The 16,483-nt window shown below is 62.6% G+C and carries 15 protein-coding genes; 6 read left to right on the plus strand and 9 right to left on the minus strand.

All coding sequences use genetic code 11. The features are described from left to right. Positions 1–93 precede the first annotated feature (93 nt). Together AO356_RS15555 and AO356_RS15560 are read right to left on the minus strand one after the other, a co-directional pair. Positions 94–1,335, minus strand: coding sequence for a TIGR03862 family flavoprotein (locus AO356_RS15555; RefSeq protein ID WP_060740510.1), 1,242 nt, complete (start codon positions 1,333–1,335; stop codon positions 94–96). Between the two features lie 281 nt (positions 1,336–1,616). Then, positions 1,617–2,537 carry a histone deacetylase gene (locus AO356_RS15560; RefSeq protein WP_060740511.1) on the minus strand — a complete coding sequence of 307 codons (921 nt, stop codon included), beginning with the start codon at positions 2,535–2,537 and terminating at the stop codon, positions 1,617–1,619. A gap of 73 nt (positions 2,538–2,610) precedes the next feature. Between AO356_RS15560 and AO356_RS15565 the strand changes: the two genes are divergently transcribed. From AO356_RS15565 to AO356_RS15575, 3 genes are all read left to right on the plus strand, one after another. Beyond that, positions 2,611–3,180 (plus strand): GNAT family N-acetyltransferase, encoded by a 570-nt coding sequence (locus AO356_RS15565; protein ID WP_060740512.1) that lies wholly within the window; start codon positions 2,611–2,613, stop codon positions 3,178–3,180. 105 nt (positions 3,181–3,285) lie between these two features. Continuing rightward, a complete protein-coding gene (gene tesB, locus AO356_RS15570) occupies positions 3,286–4,155 on the plus strand; it encodes an acyl-CoA thioesterase II (protein WP_060740513.1) in 870 nt (289 codons plus the stop codon). Then, the gene (locus AO356_RS15575) at positions 4,152–4,745 is read left to right on the plus strand and encodes an HAD family hydrolase (protein ID WP_060740514.1); all 594 of its coding nucleotides are present in this window, start codon (positions 4,152–4,154) and stop codon (positions 4,743–4,745) included. Before tesB ends, AO356_RS15575 begins: the two co-directional genes overlap by 4 nt. A gap of 126 nt (positions 4,746–4,871) precedes the next feature. On the opposite strand, the gene AO356_RS15580 is transcribed toward AO356_RS15575, so the two are convergent. Together AO356_RS15580 and AO356_RS15585 are read right to left on the minus strand one after the other, a co-directional pair. Beyond that, positions 4,872–5,819 (minus strand): hypothetical protein, encoded by a 948-nt coding sequence (locus AO356_RS15580; protein WP_060740515.1) that lies wholly within the window; start codon positions 5,817–5,819, stop codon positions 4,872–4,874. Beyond that, on the minus strand, positions 5,820–6,704 hold the full coding sequence (locus tag AO356_RS15585; protein ID WP_060740516.1) for a neutral zinc metallopeptidase: 885 nt from the start codon (positions 6,702–6,704) through the stop codon (positions 5,820–5,822). Positions 6,705–6,956: 252 nt separating this feature from the next. Here AO356_RS15585 and AO356_RS15590 point away from each other — a divergent pair, with 252 nt between their 5' ends. Next, the gene (locus tag AO356_RS15590; RefSeq protein WP_060740517.1) at positions 6,957–7,835 is read left to right on the plus strand and encodes a DMT family transporter; all 879 of its coding nucleotides are present in this window, start codon (positions 6,957–6,959) and stop codon (positions 7,833–7,835) included. 177 nt (positions 7,836–8,012) lie between these two features. On the opposite strand, the gene AO356_RS15595 is transcribed toward AO356_RS15590, so the two are convergent. Next, on the minus strand, positions 8,013–9,350 hold the full coding sequence (locus tag AO356_RS15595; protein ID WP_060740518.1) for an MFS transporter: 1,338 nt from the start codon (positions 9,348–9,350) through the stop codon (positions 8,013–8,015). Between the two features lie 271 nt (positions 9,351–9,621). Between AO356_RS15595 and quiC the strand changes: the two genes are divergently transcribed. Together quiC and AO356_RS15605 are read left to right on the plus strand one after the other, a co-directional pair. Next, positions 9,622–11,523 (plus strand): 3-dehydroshikimate dehydratase QuiC, encoded by a 1,902-nt coding sequence (gene quiC, locus AO356_RS15600; RefSeq protein ID WP_060740519.1) that lies wholly within the window; start codon positions 9,622–9,624, stop codon positions 11,521–11,523. A gap of 103 nt (positions 11,524–11,626) precedes the next feature. Further along, positions 11,627–12,304, plus strand: a complete 678-nt coding sequence (locus AO356_RS15605) for a TetR/AcrR family transcriptional regulator (protein WP_060740520.1) — start codon at positions 11,627–11,629, stop codon at positions 12,302–12,304. Between the two features lie 165 nt (positions 12,305–12,469). On the opposite strand, the gene AO356_RS15610 is transcribed toward AO356_RS15605, so the two are convergent. From AO356_RS15610 to AO356_RS15625, 4 genes are all read right to left on the minus strand, one after another. After that, positions 12,470–13,321: a shikimate dehydrogenase gene (locus AO356_RS15610; RefSeq protein ID WP_404942822.1), complete on the minus strand. Its 852-nt coding sequence runs from the start codon at positions 13,319–13,321 to the stop codon at positions 12,470–12,472. Between the two features lie 5 nt (positions 13,322–13,326). Further along, positions 13,327–13,767: a type II 3-dehydroquinate dehydratase gene (gene aroQ, locus AO356_RS15615; protein WP_060740522.1), complete on the minus strand. Its 441-nt coding sequence runs from the start codon at positions 13,765–13,767 to the stop codon at positions 13,327–13,329. Positions 13,768–13,977: 210 nt separating this feature from the next. Further along, the gene (gene trmA, locus AO356_RS15620) at positions 13,978–15,057 is read right to left on the minus strand and encodes a tRNA (uridine(54)-C5)-methyltransferase TrmA (RefSeq protein ID WP_060740523.1); all 1,080 of its coding nucleotides are present in this window, start codon (positions 15,055–15,057) and stop codon (positions 13,978–13,980) included. Then, the gene (locus tag AO356_RS15625; protein ID WP_060740524.1) at positions 15,054–16,349 is read right to left on the minus strand and encodes an NCS2 family permease; all 1,296 of its coding nucleotides are present in this window, start codon (positions 16,347–16,349) and stop codon (positions 15,054–15,056) included. Before AO356_RS15625 ends, trmA begins: the two co-directional genes overlap by 4 nt. Positions 16,350–16,483: the final 134 nt, after the last annotated feature.

The following is a 16,483-nucleotide window of genomic DNA, read 5'->3' on the forward strand; positions in this document are numbered from 1 at the left end:
GAGCAAGCTCGCTCCCACAGTTGATCGGGTTCTGTCAGAAGGATTGCGGTAAATGTGGGCGCGAGCTTGCTCGCGATAGGCGCGCCTTGGTCTTCAACCCTGGCGCTGTAGCCACTCCAGCATTCCCAACCCCGCTGTCCGGCCACTGGCAAAGCATGCCGTGAGCAGGTAGCCGCCGGTCGGCGCTTCCCAGTCGAGCATTTCCCCGGCGCAGAAAACCCCGGGCACTTGCTTGAGCATCAGGCGTTCATCCAGGGCTTCGAACGTCACGCCACCGGCACTGCTGATGGCTTCGTCCAAGGGGCGGGGCTTCACCAGGGTGACCGGCAAGGTCTTGATGGCCTGGGCCAGCCGCGCCGGGTCGGTGAAACACTCGGCCGGCGTGAGCTCGCGCAACAGCGCCGCCTTGACGCCGTCGATCCCCAACTGGCTGTGCAAGTGCTTGGCCATCGAGCGTGAGCCCCGTGGCTTGTTCAGGGCCTGGAGGATTTTATCCACAGGCCGGCCCGGCAACAGGTCCAGATGAATGGTCGCGCTGCCGTATTGGTTGATGGCTTCGCGAATCGCTGCCGACAGGGCATAGACCAGGCTGCCTTCGAGGCCGGTGGCGGTGAGCACGCATTCGCCGAGGCGCGGTACATCGTCGTTCATTCCCATGGCGATGTTCTTGAGTGGGGCGCCAGCGAATTTGCTGATCATCAGGTCGCTCCAGGCCGCTACCTCGAACCCGCAGTTGCTGGGTTGCAGTGGCGCCAGGGCTACGCCGCGTTGTTCCAGCGGTAGCATCCAGGCGCCGTCGGATCCCAGGCGCGACCAACTGCCGCCGCCCAACGCCAGCAAGGTGGCCTTGGGGTGCAGGGTTTTGTCGCCTTCCGGGGAGGCGATGCGCAAGCTGCCATCCGGGTTCCAGCCGAGCCAGCGATGACGCGTGTGGATCACCACGCCAGCATCGCGCAGGCGCTTGAGCCAGGCGCGCAACAGCGGGGCGGCCTTCATGTCGGTAGGAAATACCCGCCCGGAGCTGCCGACAAAGGTGTCGATGCCCAGCCCGTGGATCCATGTGCATAACTCATCCGCCCCGAATGCCCGCAACAGCGGCGCGAGGTTTGGCGCGCGTTCGGCGTAGCGGGACAGGAAAGCCGGAAAGGCTTCGGAGTGGGTGATGTTCATGCCGCCCACGCCGGCCAGCAGGAATTTCCTGCCCACCGATGGCATGCCGTCGTACAGGTCGACTCGCAGGCCGGCCTGGCTCAACACCTCGGCCGCCATCAGGCCAGCGGGGCCGCCGCCGATGATGGCGATGTCTGAGGGGGAGGGCTTGGCGGTCGAGGTCATGATTTGAACTGTGGGGGCTGGGGTAGGCGGGGCATTCTACCAGCACAGATCCCGGTGGGAGCGAGCTTGCTCGCGATAGCGGTGTGTCAGCGGCATTGATGTAGCGGACCCTTCGCTTTCGCGAGCAAGCTCGCTCCCACAACTGGGTCGGTAGGTGTTGTTGAGAACTCTGATCAAAAAACAGCCAAGCCCCTGCAAGCTATAGGCAATATAGCCTGTAGGCCGTTTCGCTCAGGTTATCCACAGGCCGCTCCACAGGCATTGTGGGTAAAGCCCAGGTTTCAGTGACAACCTGATGACGTCCAGACCCTTTGTGCGCTGTGGTGCAGGATCCCGTGGCGGCGAGCCAGGGCCTGACGGTCCTTGCTGTAGCCACCGCCGATCACGCCGACCACCGGGATGTCGCGGCCCAGGCAATGGCGCATGACGCTCTCGTCCCGGGCGGCGAGGCCTTCGTCGGTCAGTTTCAGGTAACCGAGGGCGTCGTCCTTGTGCACGTCGACGCCGGCGTCATACAGCACCAGATCCGGCTGGTAGAGCGGCAGCAGGTAGTTGAGCGCGTCGTCCACCACCTTCAGGTAGGCGGCGTCCTCCATGCCCATCGGCAGGGGAATGTCCCAATCGCTGTGCGCCTTGCGTGCGGGAAAATTCTTTTCGCAGTGCAAGGAAACTGTCACGGCGTCCGGGGTGTCATGGAGTATTCGGGCGGTGCCGTCGCCCTGATGCACATCGCAATCGAAAATCAGCACCCGTGAAACCCGACCGCTGGCCAGGAAATAACGGCTGATCACCGCCAGGTCGTTGAAAATGCAGAACCCGGCCGGGTGGTCGTAGTGGGCGTGATGGGTGCCGCCGGCCAAGTGACAGGCCAGTCCGTGTTCAAGGGCTTGTTCGGCGGCCAGCAGCGAGCCGCCCACGGCGCGCACCGTTCGGCGGGCCAGGGCCTCGCTCCAGGGCAGGCCAAGTCGCCGTTGGTCTTCGCGGGACAACTCGCCGCCCATGTAGCGTTCGATATAGGCACGGTCGTGGGCCAGGGCGAGGATGTCCGGCGGACACAGCGCCGGACGCAACAGGTCCGCGTCACGGGTCAGGCCGCTGTCCACCAGGTGATCGCGTAGCAGGCGAAACTTGTCCATGGGGAAACGGTGTTCCGCCGGGAATTCGGGGCTGTAGTCTTCGTGATAGATCAGCGGCAGTGACATGGTGTTTTCAGTAGTGATTGAGTGACGGATCCTACCAGCGATGTAGACTCTGGAGCATGGAAAGGGAGTGAAGATGGAGCCGATACTGGAACTGGAAAGCGCACGGTTGCTCTTGCGGCAGTGGCGCGATGATGACTTGCCGGAATTTGCCGCCATGTGCGCCGACCCGCAGGTGATGCGTTATTTCCCGGAACGCCTGAGCCGCCTGGAAAGCGCCGCCCTGATCGGCCGCGTGCGGGGGCATTTCGCCGAGCATGGTTTTGGTTTGTGGGCGCTGGAACGCAAGGACACCGGGGACTTCATCGGCTTTACCGGGCTCGGTGTGGTCGGGTTCGACGCGCCGTTCACGCCGGCCATCGAAATCGGCTGGCGCCTGGCCCGGGAGCACTGGGGCCTGGGGTATGCCAGCGAAGCGGCGTGGACCGCCCTGCGTTGTGCCTTCGACCAGTTGACGCTGGACGAAGTGGTGGCGTTCACCGCCGTCGATAACCTGCCCTCGCAAAAGGTCATGCAGGCCATTGGCATGCAGCACGCCCCGGCGGATGACTTCGAGCACCCGACACTCGCCGTCGGTCATCCATTGCGTCACCATGTGCTCTATCGCATCAATCGTGAGCAGTGGTTGCAGACCCTTCACGGTTAGCCGACACGGACGTTTACAATGCCCGCCCAAATGGCCCGGGCCAACAATCGATCCACCGCCGCAGCGTAGACTGCGCGGTCATTGCGCTGTGTGAGGAAAGTCTGAATGAGCCACGTGTTGGAAGATCTGGTCGACCTGCTGACCCTGGAACCGATCGAAGAGAACCTGTTTCGCGGTCGCAGCCAGGATCTGGGCTTTCGCCAGTTGTTCGGCGGCCAGGTGCTGGGCCAGTCGTTGTCGGCGGCCAGCCAGACCGTGGAAGAGGCGCGCCATGTGCATTCGATGCACGGTTATTTCCTGCGTCCGGGCGATGCCGCGCTGCCGGTGGTCTACCAGGTGGACCGGGTGCGTGACGGGGGCAGCTTCAGCACCCGCCGGGTGACGGCGATCCAGAAGGGCAACCCGATTTTCACCTGCAGTGCGTCATTCCAGTACGACGAAGAGGGCTTTGAACACCAGAGCACCATGCCCCAGGTGGTGGGGCCGGAAAACCTGCCGTCCGAGCTGGAACTGACCCAGCAGCGGGCGCACCTGCTGCCCGAGCACATGCGCGAAAAACTGCTGTGCCCCAAGCCGATCGAGGTGCGCCCGGTCACCGAAAAAGACCCTTACAACCCACAACCGGCCGACCCGGTGAAATACGTGTGGTTCCGTGCCGATGGCGCCCTGGCGGACTCGCCGGCCTTGCATAAATACCTGCTGGCCTACGCGTCGGACTTCGGCCTGCTGACCACTTCGCTGCTGCCCCATGGCAAATCGGTGTGGCACAAGGATATGCAGGTCGCCAGCCTCGATCACGCCTTGTGGTTCCATGCCGACCTGCGCGCCGATGACTGGTTGCTCTACGCCATGGACAGCCCGTGGGCCGGCAATTCCCGTGGATTCTCCCGGGGCAGCGTGTTCAACCGCGCCGGGCAACTGGTGGCCTCGGTCACCCAGGAAGGCCTGATTCGCCACCGCAAGGACTGGGCATGAGCCTGTCCGAGGTTCGTCATTGGGTGTTCGACATGGATGGCACGCTGACCATTGCCGTGCATGACTTCGCGGCAATCCGCGTGGCCCTGGCGATTCCGCCCGAAGACGACATCCTCACTCATCTGGCAGGGTTGCCCGCCGAGGAAGCGGCGGCCAAGCATGCCTGGTTGCTGGAACACGAACGGGACCTGGCGCTGGGTTCCAAGCCTGCGCCTGGCGCGGTCGAGTTGGTGCGAGAACTGGCCGGGCGCGGCGATCGCCTGGGGATCCTGACCCGCAACGCCCGCGAATTGGCCCACGTGACCTTGGAGGCCATTGGCCTGGCGGACTGTTTCGCCGTGGAGGATGTGCTGGGCCGCGACGAGGCACCGCCCAAGCCGCATCCCGGTGGCCTGTTGAAACTGGCCGAGGCCTGGAACGTGGCGCCGGACACGCTGGTGATGGTGGGTGACTACCGCTTCGATCTGGACTGTGGCCGGGCAGCGGGTGCGCGGACGGTGTTGGTGAACCTGCCGGACAATCCATGGCCGGAGCTGACGGACTGGCATGCGCGCGATTGTGTTGAGTTGCGGCGGATGCTTTTGGCTTGAGATTAATATTGGCTGGCTAGCCGCTATCGCGAGCAAGCTCGCTCCCACAGTGGATATGCGGCGAATGCAGAAAACTTTGTGGGAGCGAGCTTGCTCGCGATGAAGCCCGTCCAACCGATACAAAACTCACTGCCCAAACAACACCTTCAACCCCTCCGGCGAATTGAACATTCCACTCCCATCGTGCCCAACCCCCGGCACTTCGATCAGCCGCTGGTTCAGGCCCACGGGATGACGCCGGGTCAGGTAGTCGAAAAAGAAATGCCCGCGCAGTAACCGATATGCCCCCTGGGTCTGCGCCTCGCAACCTTTGTCCAGCGCCGGATGCTCCGGGTCGACGTCCTGCTGCCCGAGCAGATAAACGATGTCGCGTTTGACGTAGTTCTCCTCCAGGCGGGCGGGCGTCTGTCCGGCGGCATAGGCGGGCAGGTCCTGCAGGCCGTATTTCCAGCGATTGAAACCAGGGCAACTGGCGGAGTCGAATGCCATGGGCCGTTGCCCATCGAAATAGGCATAGGACGACGGGTTGGCGATGACAAACCGCGGGTTGATCCGGTACTGGCCTTGGGCGAGCAGGGCATAGCGCTGCACAACCTGGGCGCCGCCGGAATGGCCGGCGATGACGATCTCCTTCACTTCGGGAAACTGCTGCCGGTCACTGACCCGCGCAACGATGTCATCGAGCACTTGGAAGGAACTGACCGGATTCGGCCCTGTGGATAAACCACCGGCCATCCAGTCGTTGCCGTGCCAGCGTAAAAGGTCGTTGGGCAATTGATGCCTGGCCACGTCCTGTTCGTTGAGAAACTGCGGGGCGATGATCAGGGTCGTGGCCAATTGACCCGCCTGCTCGGCGGCCTTTTCGGCGCTGTGCAGGTAGGTCTCGGCATTGCGCAGCCGACCATGGAGGATGATCAGCACGCGCTGGATGGACGCCGGGGGCGGGCTGACGGCGACGGTCATGGCGCCGCCCTTGAGTTGCAGGCGCCCTTGGGCGACCACGTTGACACCGTGTTCCTCGGCCTGGGCAACGGCGCAGCACAGCACCAGCCCGATCAACGCGCGCCATTTCATCTACAGGTTTTTCGCCGCGAACGTGTCGCACTGGCTGACCTGGCCCTGGGCGAAGCCGGTCTTGAACCAGCGCACCCGCTGCGCCGAAGTGCCGTGGGTGAAGGAGTCCGGCACTACGCGGCCCTGGCCTTGTTGCTGCAAGCGGTCATCGCCGATGGCGTTGGCGGCGGTCAAGGCCTCCTCGATGTCCCCCGGCTCCAGCCAGTTCAGGCGTTTTTGCGCATGGTTGGCCCAGACGCCGGCCAGGCAATCGGCCTGCAACTCCTGGCGTACCAACAAGCCGCCGTCGCCTTCCATCTGCCGGCCTTGCTGGCGGGCTTCCTGGATCTTCGCCGATACACCCAGCAGCGTTTGCACGTGGTGGCCGACTTCGTGGGCAATGACGTAGGCCTGGGCGAAATCGCCAGCGGCGGCGAAGCGTTGGGACATTTCCTTGAAGAAGCTCATGTCCAGGTAGACCTGGCGGTCCGCCGGGCAATAGAACGGACCGGTCGCCGAGGAGGCCAGGCCGCAGGCCGAGTTGACTCGACCGCTGAACAACACCAGTTTGGGTTGCTGGTACTGGCGTCCGGCCTGTTGGAAAACCTGGCCCCAGGTGTCTTCGGTATCGCCGAGGATCGAGCGCACGAACTCGGCCTGTTCATCGTTGGCCGGTGGCGCCTGGCGGGTTTGTGACGTGGCAGGTGCGGACTGGTCCATCTGCCCGGCCAGTTGCCCGAGAATCTGCATCGGGTCCTGGCCAGTGATCCAGCCAATGCCGACGATCAGGAGAATGGCGGTCAGGCTCAATCCCTTGCCGCCACCGAAACGCATTCCGCCACCGCCCCCACCGTCACCACGGGCGTCCACCACGTTGTCACTGCGGCGACCTTTTTTCCATAACATGTGGGAAGTCCTCTGAATGACTCTGCTAGAAATGACTGCTGTGGCGGTGAGTCTAGCTTTTAGGCGCCCAAGGTGCGCGCCGCGCTTGAGCTGTCAGGCAACGGACACGGGTTTTGGTTCAGCGATGAGCCAATCCTGCCTGGCTGCGGAATTTTCATTACACTTCGGATTCAGAACTTATCGGCATGCTCGCTGGCCCAATAACTGCAACGTGCGTCACGGCCCCTACATCAAGCAACGCAGGTTTCCATCATGACCGTCAGCACACCGCTCTCCGGCGTCAATCAGGCTTTCAAGGGCATCGTGCTTATTCTGGTCGCAACGTTCCTGTTCTCCAGTCATGACGCTTTAGCAAAATATCTCTCGGGTTTCTATCCGATCGTCATGGTGGTGTGGGCCCGCTATGTGGTGCACACATTGCTGATGGCGGGTATTTTCCTGCCCCGTTCTGGGTTACGTGTCCTGCGTACCAAGCGCCCTTTATGGCAACTGGCCCGGGCTTTGTGCCTGCTGGGCACCAGTCTGTTTTTCACCACTGCATTGATGTTCATCCCACTGGCGGAGGCGACGGCGGTCAACTTTCTCGCGCCCGTGCTGGTGACCGCGTTGTCGGTGCCGTTGCTGGGGGAGCACGTGACGCGCGGTCAATGGATCGCGGTGATCTTCGGTTTTATCGGGGTGTTGATCATTGTCCATCCCGGTGGCGATCTGTTCACCCCGGCGGTGTTGTTGCCCTTCTGTTCGGCGTTGTTTTTCTGTTTCTACCAACTGCTCACGCGCAAGCTCAGCGAGATCGACAGCCCGACCACCAGTAATTTCTTTGCTGGCCTGTGCAACACCTTGGTGATGAGCGCGCTGGTGCCGTTCTTCTGGCAAGTGCCGAGCCTGTGGCATGGGGTGATGATGCTGGCGCTGGGTGCCTGTGGGATGACGGCGCACCTGATGCTGACCCAAGCCTTCCGCTTTGCCGCCCCGGCGCTGCTCGCGCCGTTCGGGTATTGCCAGATCGTGTTTGCCGGCCTGCTGGGCTGGTTGTTCTTCAGCCATACGCCGACGCTGACCACCGTGGTGGGCATCGCCCTGATCTGCTTGAGTGGGTTGGCGGCGGCGTGGCAGCAGCGGCGGGTTTAGCACGGATTGTGGAGGGATCGATTGTGGGAGCAAGGCTTGCCCGCGATGAGGGCGATGTGGTCCTTGATGAACCGAGGCGCCTGTATCGCGGGCAAGCCTTGCTCCCACAGTAGAGAGTCATTCCCACAGCAGTGGCTTGGCTCCCACCGTTGGATGAATGATCCGGGCTGACTGGAATCAGTTTTCCAGGGTCGGCACCTTGCGCGGCGCCATGAAGTACAGCCAGGTCAGGGCAATGAAGTACATCGCCGGAATCAGAGTGAACAGCACGGTGTAGTTGTTGTTGGTGATCGTGAGGATGTGGCCCACCAACTGGGTCATGAACATCCCGCCGATGGCCGCGCACATGCCGCCGAAGCCGAACACCGTACTCATCATGTGCTTGGGCGTGTAGTCCATCACCAGGCTCCAGATGTTGGCGGTCCAGGCCTGGTGCGCGCCGATGGCCAGGGAAATGGCGAACACCGCCATCCACAGGTTGCTTGCGCCGGCGGCCATGATCACGCCGATGATGCAGCAGGCGAACAGCAGCATGGACACCAGCCGCGCCTTGATCGGATTGAGGCCGCGACCGATCAGGAACGAAGACAGGATCCCGCCGCCCACGCTGCCGAAGTCGGCGGTGAGGTAGATGATGATCAGCGGGATGCCCATCTGGGTCACGTTGATGCCCAGGTTGTATTGCTGGTTCAGGAACGGCGGCAACCAATAGAGATAGAACCAGAACACCGGCGCGGTGATCGAGTAGGCCAGGGCGAATGCCCAGGTGCCGCGCATGCGCAGGATGCGTGAGAACGGTACGCGGACCTGGTCCGGTTCATCCTGGGCCTGGATGTAGTCCAGCTCCGACTGTTTGACGGTGGGGTGGTCTTCGGGGTTGAAGTATTTCAGGCCCCAGAACAGCAACCAGATACCGCCCAGGGCGGCCATGCACAGGAACGCGGCCTGCCAGCCCCACACGTGCAGGACCAGCGGCAGCAGCATCGGGGTGAACATCGCGCCAACGTTGGTCCCGGCGTTGAAAATGCCGGTGGCCACGGCCCGTTCGCCCGCCGGGAACCACAGCCGGGTGGTCTTCACGCAGGCCGGGTAGTTGGCGGCTTCGGTGAGACCGAGGATGAAGCGGCAGACCATGAAGCCCACCGCCGACGTCGCCAGGCCATGGGCGCCGGTCGCCAGGCTCCAGAGCAGCACCGCGCAGAAGAACACACGCTTGACGCCGATCCGGTCGATCAGCCGCCCCTGCAACACGAAGCCGACGGCATAACCGACCTGGAACCAGAAGTTGATGTTGGCGTAATCCATCGCCGTCCAGCTCATTTCCTTGGCCAGGATCGGCTGCATGACGCCGAGGGCGGCGCGGTCGATGTAGTTCAGGGTGGTGGCGAAAAACACCAGGGCGAGCATGCCCCAACGGGTCTTGCCCACGGCCATGGCGCCGCGGATCTTGTCACCGACGCTGCCGGTGGAGGCCCCCAGGCCAGGGGCCAGGCGGGAACTTTGGGAAGGAATCATAGCGTGTACCCGTTTTTGAAATTCTTATGGTCGGTCTGGGTCTGTCCATCGACGTCGGCGATCAGGGCTTGCGTCGATGTGGGGAGCGATGGTGCGCAGTGAGCAAAAAATCGTCAATTCGGCAATCGGCATTTTGTTCGATAATCGCCCAAAAAACTAACCGGATGGTACATATTAAATTGCTGAAAGAAACCGGCAGCTCAATAATCGCCTGACTCTTTCAAAAGCGGCGCACCTTTTGTAGCCGATGCCTGTCCCGGGAGCCGAAGTCATGCAGCGTTCCATTGCCACCGTATCCTTGAGCGGTACCTTGCCGGAAAAACTCGAAGCCATTGCCGCCGCCGGTTTTGACGGGGTGGAAATCTTCGAGAACGACCTTCTCTATTACGATGGCAGCCCGCGGGAAATCAGGCAGATGTGCGCCGACCTGGGCATCGCCATCACCTTGTTCCAACCGTTTCGCGACTTCGAGGGCTGCCGTCGCGATCGCCTGTCGCGCAACCTGGAGCGGGCCGAGCGCAAGTTCGACTTGATGCAGGAACTGGGCACCGACCTGGTGCTGGTGTGCAGCAACGCCTCGGCCGACAGCGTCGGCGATGAACAGATCCTGATCGATGACCTGCGCCTGCTGGCCGAACGGGCCGGCGCGCGGGGCTTGCGCATTGGTTATGAAGCGCTGGCCTGGGGCCGCCACGTCAATACGTATCAACAGGTCTGGAACATCGTGCGTCAGGCCGATCACCCCAGCCTTGGCGTGTTGCTCGACAGCTTCCATACCTTGTCCCTCAAGGGCGACCCGAGGGCGATCGCCGAGATCCCTGGCGAGAAGATTTTCTTCGTGCAGATGGCCGACGCGCCGATCCTGGCCATGGATGTCCTGGAGTGGAGCCGACATTTCCGTTGTTTCCCGGGGCAGGGCGAATTCGACTTGCCGGGGTTCTTGGCGCCGATCATCAAGAGTGGTTATACCGGGCCGCTGTCGCTGGAGATCTTCAACGACGGCTTCCGCGCCGCGCCGCCACGGGCCAATGCTGCCGACGGTCTGCGCTCGCTGCTGTACCTGGAAGAAAAGACCCGCCAACGCCTGGCCGAAGAAGCGAGCGTCGTCGGCAATGCCGACATCTTGTTCGCCACCCCGCCGGCCAGCGAATATGACGGCATCGAATTCCTCGAGTTCGCCGTGGACGATAGCCTCGGTGCCAAGCTCTCCCATTGGCTGGAGCGGCTGGGGTTCGTCAAGGCCGGCCAGCATCGTTCGAAGAATGTCAGCCTGCTGCGCCAGGGCGATATCAACCTGATCCTCAACAGCGAACCGTACTCCTTCGCCCACAGTTTTTTCGAAGCCCACGGGCCTTCGTTGTGCGCCACCGCCGTGCGCGTGAAAAACAGTGCCAGCGCCTTGGAGCGGGCCGTTGCCTACAAGGGCCAGCCCTACCGCGGGCTGGTGGGGCCCAATGAGCTGGAGCTGGCGGCGGTGCGTGCACCGGACGGCAGCCTGATCTACCTGGTGGACCAGGAAGCCGACGTCTACGGCACCGATTTCAACCTGCAGCCGGGGGCTGTCATCGGGGCCGGGCTCAAGCGCATCGACCACATGGCCATGGCGCTGCCGGCCGACAGCCTCGACAGTTGGGTGCTGTTTTACAAGAGCCTGCTGGATTTCGAGGCCGACGACGAAGTCGTCTTGCCCGACCCCTATGGCCTGGTGAAAAGCCGTGCGCTGCGCAGCCGCTGCAGTTCGATCCGCTTGCCGCTGAACATTTCCGAGAACCGCAACACGGCGATCTCACACGCGCTGTCGAGTTATCGCGGCTCCGGCGTGCATCACATCGCCTTCGATTGCGACGACATCTTCGCCCAGGTCAGTCGTGCCAAAGAGGCGGGCGTGCCGTTGCTGGACATCCCGCTCAACTACTACGACGACCTGGCGGCGCGTTTCGATTTCGACGACGAGTTCCTTAGCGAGCTGGCCTATTTCAACGTGCTGTACGACCGCGACGCCCAGGGTGGCGAGCTGTTCCACGTTTACACCGAGCCGTTCGAGGGGCGGTTTTTCTTTGAGATCATCCAGCGCAAGAACGGTTACGCCGGTTATGGCGCCGCCAACGTCGCGGTGCGCCTGGCGGCCATGGCCAAGTCCCGCAGCGGTGGCTTGCGGCACGCCAAGTTGTAGAGAAATCGTAAACGCGGCGGTAATGGGCAGTGGCGTGGCTTCCTTCAGTGCACGGTGCGGCCCATAATCGCCAGCCTGTGCAGTGATGGCCGTGAGCCCCGCAATGACTATGAATCCAGAGCTTTCCGCAGCGCTCGACGAACCCGTCGCCACGCCGCGCAAGAGTCGCAAGAACAACCCGGAAAAGACCCGGGAAAACATTCTTCAGGAAGCCATCGTCGAGTTCGTCCAGCAAGGCCTGGCCGGCGCCCGGGTCGATGCCATCGCCGAGCGCATCCACACTTCCAAGCGCATGATCTACTACTACTTCGGCAGCAAGGAGCAGTTGTACGTCGAGGTGCTGGAAAAACTCTACGGGGATATCCGCACCACCGAGAGCCGCTTGCACCTGGCGGAACTGGCCCCGGTCGACGCGATCCGGCGCCTGGTGGAATTCACCTTCGACCACCACGACCGCAACGTGGATTTCGTGCGCATCGTCTGCATCGAGAACATCCACAACGCCGAGTACGTGAAGCAGTCAGGCACGATCAAGGCGATGACCAACACCATCCTCGATTCCCTGGGGGTGATCCTGCGTCGCGGCGCCGAAGAGGGCGTGTTCCGTGCCGGCCTCGAGCCGCTGGATATACACCTGCTGATCAGCTCGTTCTGTTTCTACCGGGTATCCAACCGCCAGACGTTCGGTGAGATCTTTCAGATCGACCTGTCGGCTGAAGCGGTCAAGCAGCGGCATCGGCAGATGGTTTGTGAGTCGGTGTTGCGCTACCTGCAGCCCTGACACCGAACCGAATGTGGGAGCGGGCTTGTGTGGGAGCGAGCTTGTGTGGGAGCGAGCTTGCTCGCGATAGCGGTCGATCAGCCAACACCGATTGTGACTGAGATACCGTCATCGCGAGCAAGCTCGCTCCCACAAGTCGCTCCCACAAGGGATTATCACCAGGCTTTAGTGGTTCATGCTCTGGAAGTGTTCCAGCATCCGCTGCGCATCCGGCGCCACGCCGCTGAACAGTTCGAACGCCTTCACCGCCTGGAACACCGCCATATTGCCGCCATCCAGGGTGCGGCAGCCGATGGCGCGGGCGTTACGCAGCAGTTCGGTTTCCAGTGGGAAGTAGACGATTTCCGCGACCCACAGGGTGCCCCGCAACAGCTCGACCGGCACCGGCATGCCCGGTAGTTTCGCCATGCCCATGGGCGTGGTGTTCACCAGACCGTCGGCCTCGGCCATGGCGCTGGGCAGGTCATGCCCGGCGCGAGCGCGGCCTGGGCCGAAGTGTTGGTTCAAGTTGTTGACTAGTGCCTCGGCACGGCTGACCTCGACGTCAAAAATGCTCAGGGTTTCCACGTCCTCCAGCAGCAACGCGTGGGCCACCGCCGCGCCGGCGCCCCCGGCGCCCATCTGGACCACGCGCTGGCGCGCCACATCCCCCAGGCCACGGCGAAAACCTTCGGCGAACCCCAGGCAGTCGGTGTTGTGGCCGATGCGCTTGCCGTCCTTGAGCACCACCGTATTGACTGCGCCGATGCCACGGGCCTCGGGCGACAACTCATCCAGCAGCGGGATGATCGCCTGCTTGCAGGGGAAGGTGATGTTCAGGCCGGTGAAGTCCATGCGTTCGGCGGCCACCAGCAAATCAGCCAGGGCGCCGCTGTCGAGTTTCAGCGCGTCGAGGTCGATCAGCCGATAGAGGTAGCGCATGCCTTGGGCATCGCCTTCCTGCTCATGTAGCGCAGGCGTGCGGGACGCCTGGATGCCCGCACCGATCAGGCCGGCCAGCACAGTGATATTCGACATGGACATCAACCCTTCAACCGCTGACTGAAATGTTCAAGGGCCAGGCGATAACCATGGCTGCCAAACCCGCACATCACGCCAATGGCGACGGATGAGACGAAGGAGTGATGGCGGAATGTTTCGCGGGCGTGGACGTTGGACAGGTGGACTTCGATGACCGGTACTTCGCTGGCCACCAGGGCGTCGCGGATCGCCACGGAGGTGTGGGTCCAGGCTGCCGGGTTGATGACGATACCGGCGCACCGGCCCCGGGCGGCGTGAATCCAGTCCAGCAGCTCGCTTTCCTGATTGGTCTGGCGAAACTCCACCGCCAAGCCGAATTCTTCAGCGGCGCGGCCACACAGTGCCGAGATGTCGGCCAGGGTTTCATGGCCATAGGTTGCCGGCTCGCGGGTGCCGAGCAGGTTCAGGTTCGGGCCGTTGAGCACCAGAACGATCGGAGGCATCGCAATTTCTCCACATTTTTATTGTTGGTGTCGGCGGGGGTTCAGCCGGTGGAGATAAATTGTACTAGATGGTTAATTTGGTCAAATAAAGCCGACGCCCTTGGTCATTAAGTGTTCGATGATCGAACAAGGGGCTCAGACTCGGTAGTTGGGAGACAGCAACTGTGGCGAGGGAGCAAGCTCCCTCGCCACACAGGTGTGTGACTGGACTTACCGCCGAGTCAACAACACCCCGGATTCCATGTGATGGGTCCAGGGAAATTGATCGAACAACGCGCAACGCGTGATGCGGTGGGTGTCGTTCAGTTGCGCGATGTTCGCGGCGAGGGTGTCTGGGTTGCAGGAGATGTACAGGATGTTGTCGAAGCGCCGGGTCAGCTCGCAGGTATCCGGGTCCATGCCGGCGCGAGGCGGGTCGACGAAGACGCTGCCGAATTCGTAGCTTTTCAGGTCGATGCCCTGCAGGCGGCGGAACGGCCGGACTTCGTTCAGGGCTTCGGTCAGCTCTTCGGCTGACAGGCGCACCAGCGTGACGTTATCCACAGCGTTTTCGCTGAGATTGCTCAGCGCGGCGTTCACCGAGGTCTTGCTGATCTCGGTGGCCAGGACTTTGCGCACGCGGGTGGCCAGGGGCAGGGTGAAGTTGCCGTTGCCGCAGTACAACTCCAGCAGATCGTCGTTGCGCTCGCCCAATGCCTCGTAGGCCCAGTTGAGCATCTTCTGGTTCACCGTGCCGTTGGGCTGGGTGAAGGCGCCTTCGGGCTGGCGATAGCTGAAAGTGCGGCCGCCCACTTCGAGTTGCTCCACCACATAGTCATGGCCGATCACTTCCCGCTTGCCCTTGGAGCGGCCAATGATGCTCACGCCCAGGTCGGTTGCCAGTTTCGAGGCCGCAGCGTGCCAGTGTTCGTCCAGCGGGCGGTGATAACACAGGGTGATCATCGCGTCGCCCGCCAGGGTGGTCAGGAACTCCACCTGGAACAGTTTATGGCTCAGGGGCGCGCTGGCTTGCCAGGCGGCCTTGAGTTGCGGCATCAATTGGTTGATGCGCAGGCTGGCGATGGGAAATTCCTCGATGAGGATCGGCGTGCGCTTGTCGTCCTGGGAGAACATCGCGTAATGCCGTTCGCCGGCCTCGCGCCACAGGCGGAACTCGGCCCGCAGGCGAAAGTTTTTCAGGGGCGAATCGAACACCGCAGGTTCCGGTGCATCGAATGGGGCCAACAGGTCACGCAAGCGGGTGACCTTGTCCTGCAACTGAGCGGCGTAGGCCTGGGAATCAAAAGTCATGCGTTGAACCAACCCAACTTGATCACGAACAGGATCGACAGAATGACCAGCGCCGGGTTCAGCTCACGGCCACGGCCGGACACCAGTTTGATGGCGGTCCAGGCGATGAAACCGAAAGCGATGCCGTTGGCGATGGAATAGGTGAATGGCATCGCCAGGGCGGTGATCACCACCGGGGCAGCGACAGTGATGTCATCCCAGTCGATCTCCGCCAGGCCCGAGGTCATCAGCACGGCGACGAACAGCAAGGCCGGCGCAGTGGCGAAAGGCGGGACGCTGGCGGCCAGTGGCGAGAAGAACAGCGCCAGCAGGAACAGGATCGCCACCACGATGGCGGTCAGGCCGGTGCGCCCGCCGGCGCTGACGCCCGCTGCCGATTCGATGTAACTGGTGGTGGTGGAGGTGCCCAACAGCGACCCGGCCATGGCGGCGGTGCTGTCGGCGATCAGCGCACGGCCCATCTTCGGCATGTGGCCGTCCTTGCCCATCAGCCCGGCGCGCTTGGCGACGCCGATCAGGGTACCGGAGTTGTCGAACAGATCGACGAACAGGAAGGCGAAGATCACGCTCACCAGGCCGATGTCCAGGGCGCCCTTGATGTCCAGTTGCAGGAAGGTTGGGGCCAGGGACGGCGGCGCGGAGATGACGCCGCTGAACGGGGTGAAACCCATCAGGATCGAGACAAGGGTGACCGCCAGGATGCCGATCAGCACCGCGCCGCGCACTTTCAGCGCTTCGAGGGCGACGATCAGGACAAAACCCAGGGTCGCGAGAATCGGTGCCGGTTGCTTCAAGTCGCCGAGGCCGACCATGGTCGCCGGGTTTTTCACCACGATGCCGGCATTGTTCAAGGCGATCAGCGCCAGGAACAGGCCGATGCCCGCGGCGATGGCCGAGCGCAGCGGCAGCGGGATGCTGTTGATGATCCACTCGCGGATGCGAAAGATCGACAGCAGGAAGAACAGCACGGCGGAGATGAACACCGCGCCCAGCGCCACTTGCCAGGTATGGCCCATGTGCAGGACCACGGTGTAGGTGAAGAAGGCATTCAGGCCCATGCCCGGTGCGAGGGCGATCGGGTAGTTGGCGATCAGGCCCATGACCGTGGAGCCAATGGCCGCTGCCAGGCAGGTGGCGACGAACACCGCGCCTTTGTCCATGCCGGTTTCGCCAAGGATGCTCGGGTTGACGAACAGAATGTAGGCCATGGCCAGGAAGGTCGTGACGCCCGCCAGGATCTCGGTCCGCACGTTGGTGTTGTGTGCCTTGAGTTGAAACAGCCTTTCCAGCATGTCTGCTCCCCGTGGCGCGCCCGGCGCCGTGAATGTATCGACCTCAACAGCAAAGCACAGGTCGCCAGCGGCGCCCGGGAATTTTCTGCGGGTCGGAAAAAGCCGCGCATCATACCAGCAGCGTAGCGTTGTGG

Source organism: Pseudomonas fluorescens (assembly GCF_001307275.1).
In the GTDB taxonomy this organism is placed as follows: domain Bacteria; phylum Pseudomonadota; class Gammaproteobacteria; order Pseudomonadales; family Pseudomonadaceae; genus Aquipseudomonas; species Aquipseudomonas fluorescens_AA.

Coding starts and splice junctions, on each gene's coding strand:
- tesB (WP_060740513.1), top strand. CDS start 3,286: ATGAGCCACGTGTTGGAAGATCTGGTCGACCTGCTGACCCTGGAACCG.
- trmA (WP_060740523.1), bottom strand. CDS start 15,057: ATGACTTTTGATTCCCAGGCCTACGCCGCTCAGTTGCAGGACAAGGTC.
- quiC (WP_060740519.1), top strand. CDS start 9,622: ATGCAGCGTTCCATTGCCACCGTATCCTTGAGCGGTACCTTGCCGGAA.
- AO356_RS15595 (WP_060740518.1), bottom strand. CDS start 9,350: ATGATTCCTTCCCAAAGTTCCCGCCTGGCCCCTGGCCTGGGGGCCTCC.
- AO356_RS15625 (WP_060740524.1), bottom strand. CDS start 16,349: ATGCTGGAAAGGCTGTTTCAACTCAAGGCACACAACACCAACGTGCGG.
- aroQ (WP_060740522.1), bottom strand. CDS start 13,767: ATGCCTCCGATCGTTCTGGTGCTCAACGGCCCGAACCTGAACCTGCTC.
- AO356_RS15555 (WP_060740510.1), bottom strand. CDS start 1,335: ATGACCTCGACCGCCAAGCCCTCCCCCTCAGACATCGCCATCATCGGC.
- AO356_RS15610 (WP_404942822.1), bottom strand. CDS start 13,321: ATGTCGAATATCACTGTGCTGGCCGGCCTGATCGGTGCGGGCATCCAG.
- AO356_RS15580 (WP_060740515.1), bottom strand. CDS start 5,819: ATGAAATGGCGCGCGTTGATCGGGCTGGTGCTGTGCTGCGCCGTTGCC.
- AO356_RS15605 (WP_060740520.1), top strand. CDS start 11,627: ATGACTATGAATCCAGAGCTTTCCGCAGCGCTCGACGAACCCGTCGCC.
- AO356_RS15585 (WP_060740516.1), bottom strand. CDS start 6,704: ATGTTATGGAAAAAAGGTCGCCGCAGTGACAACGTGGTGGACGCCCGT.
- AO356_RS15565 (WP_060740512.1), top strand. CDS start 2,611: ATGGAGCCGATACTGGAACTGGAAAGCGCACGGTTGCTCTTGCGGCAG.
- AO356_RS15560 (WP_060740511.1), bottom strand. CDS start 2,537: ATGTCACTGCCGCTGATCTATCACGAAGACTACAGCCCCGAATTCCCG.
- AO356_RS15590 (WP_060740517.1), top strand. CDS start 6,957: ATGACCGTCAGCACACCGCTCTCCGGCGTCAATCAGGCTTTCAAGGGC.
- AO356_RS15575 (WP_060740514.1), top strand. CDS start 4,152: ATGAGCCTGTCCGAGGTTCGTCATTGGGTGTTCGACATGGATGGCACG.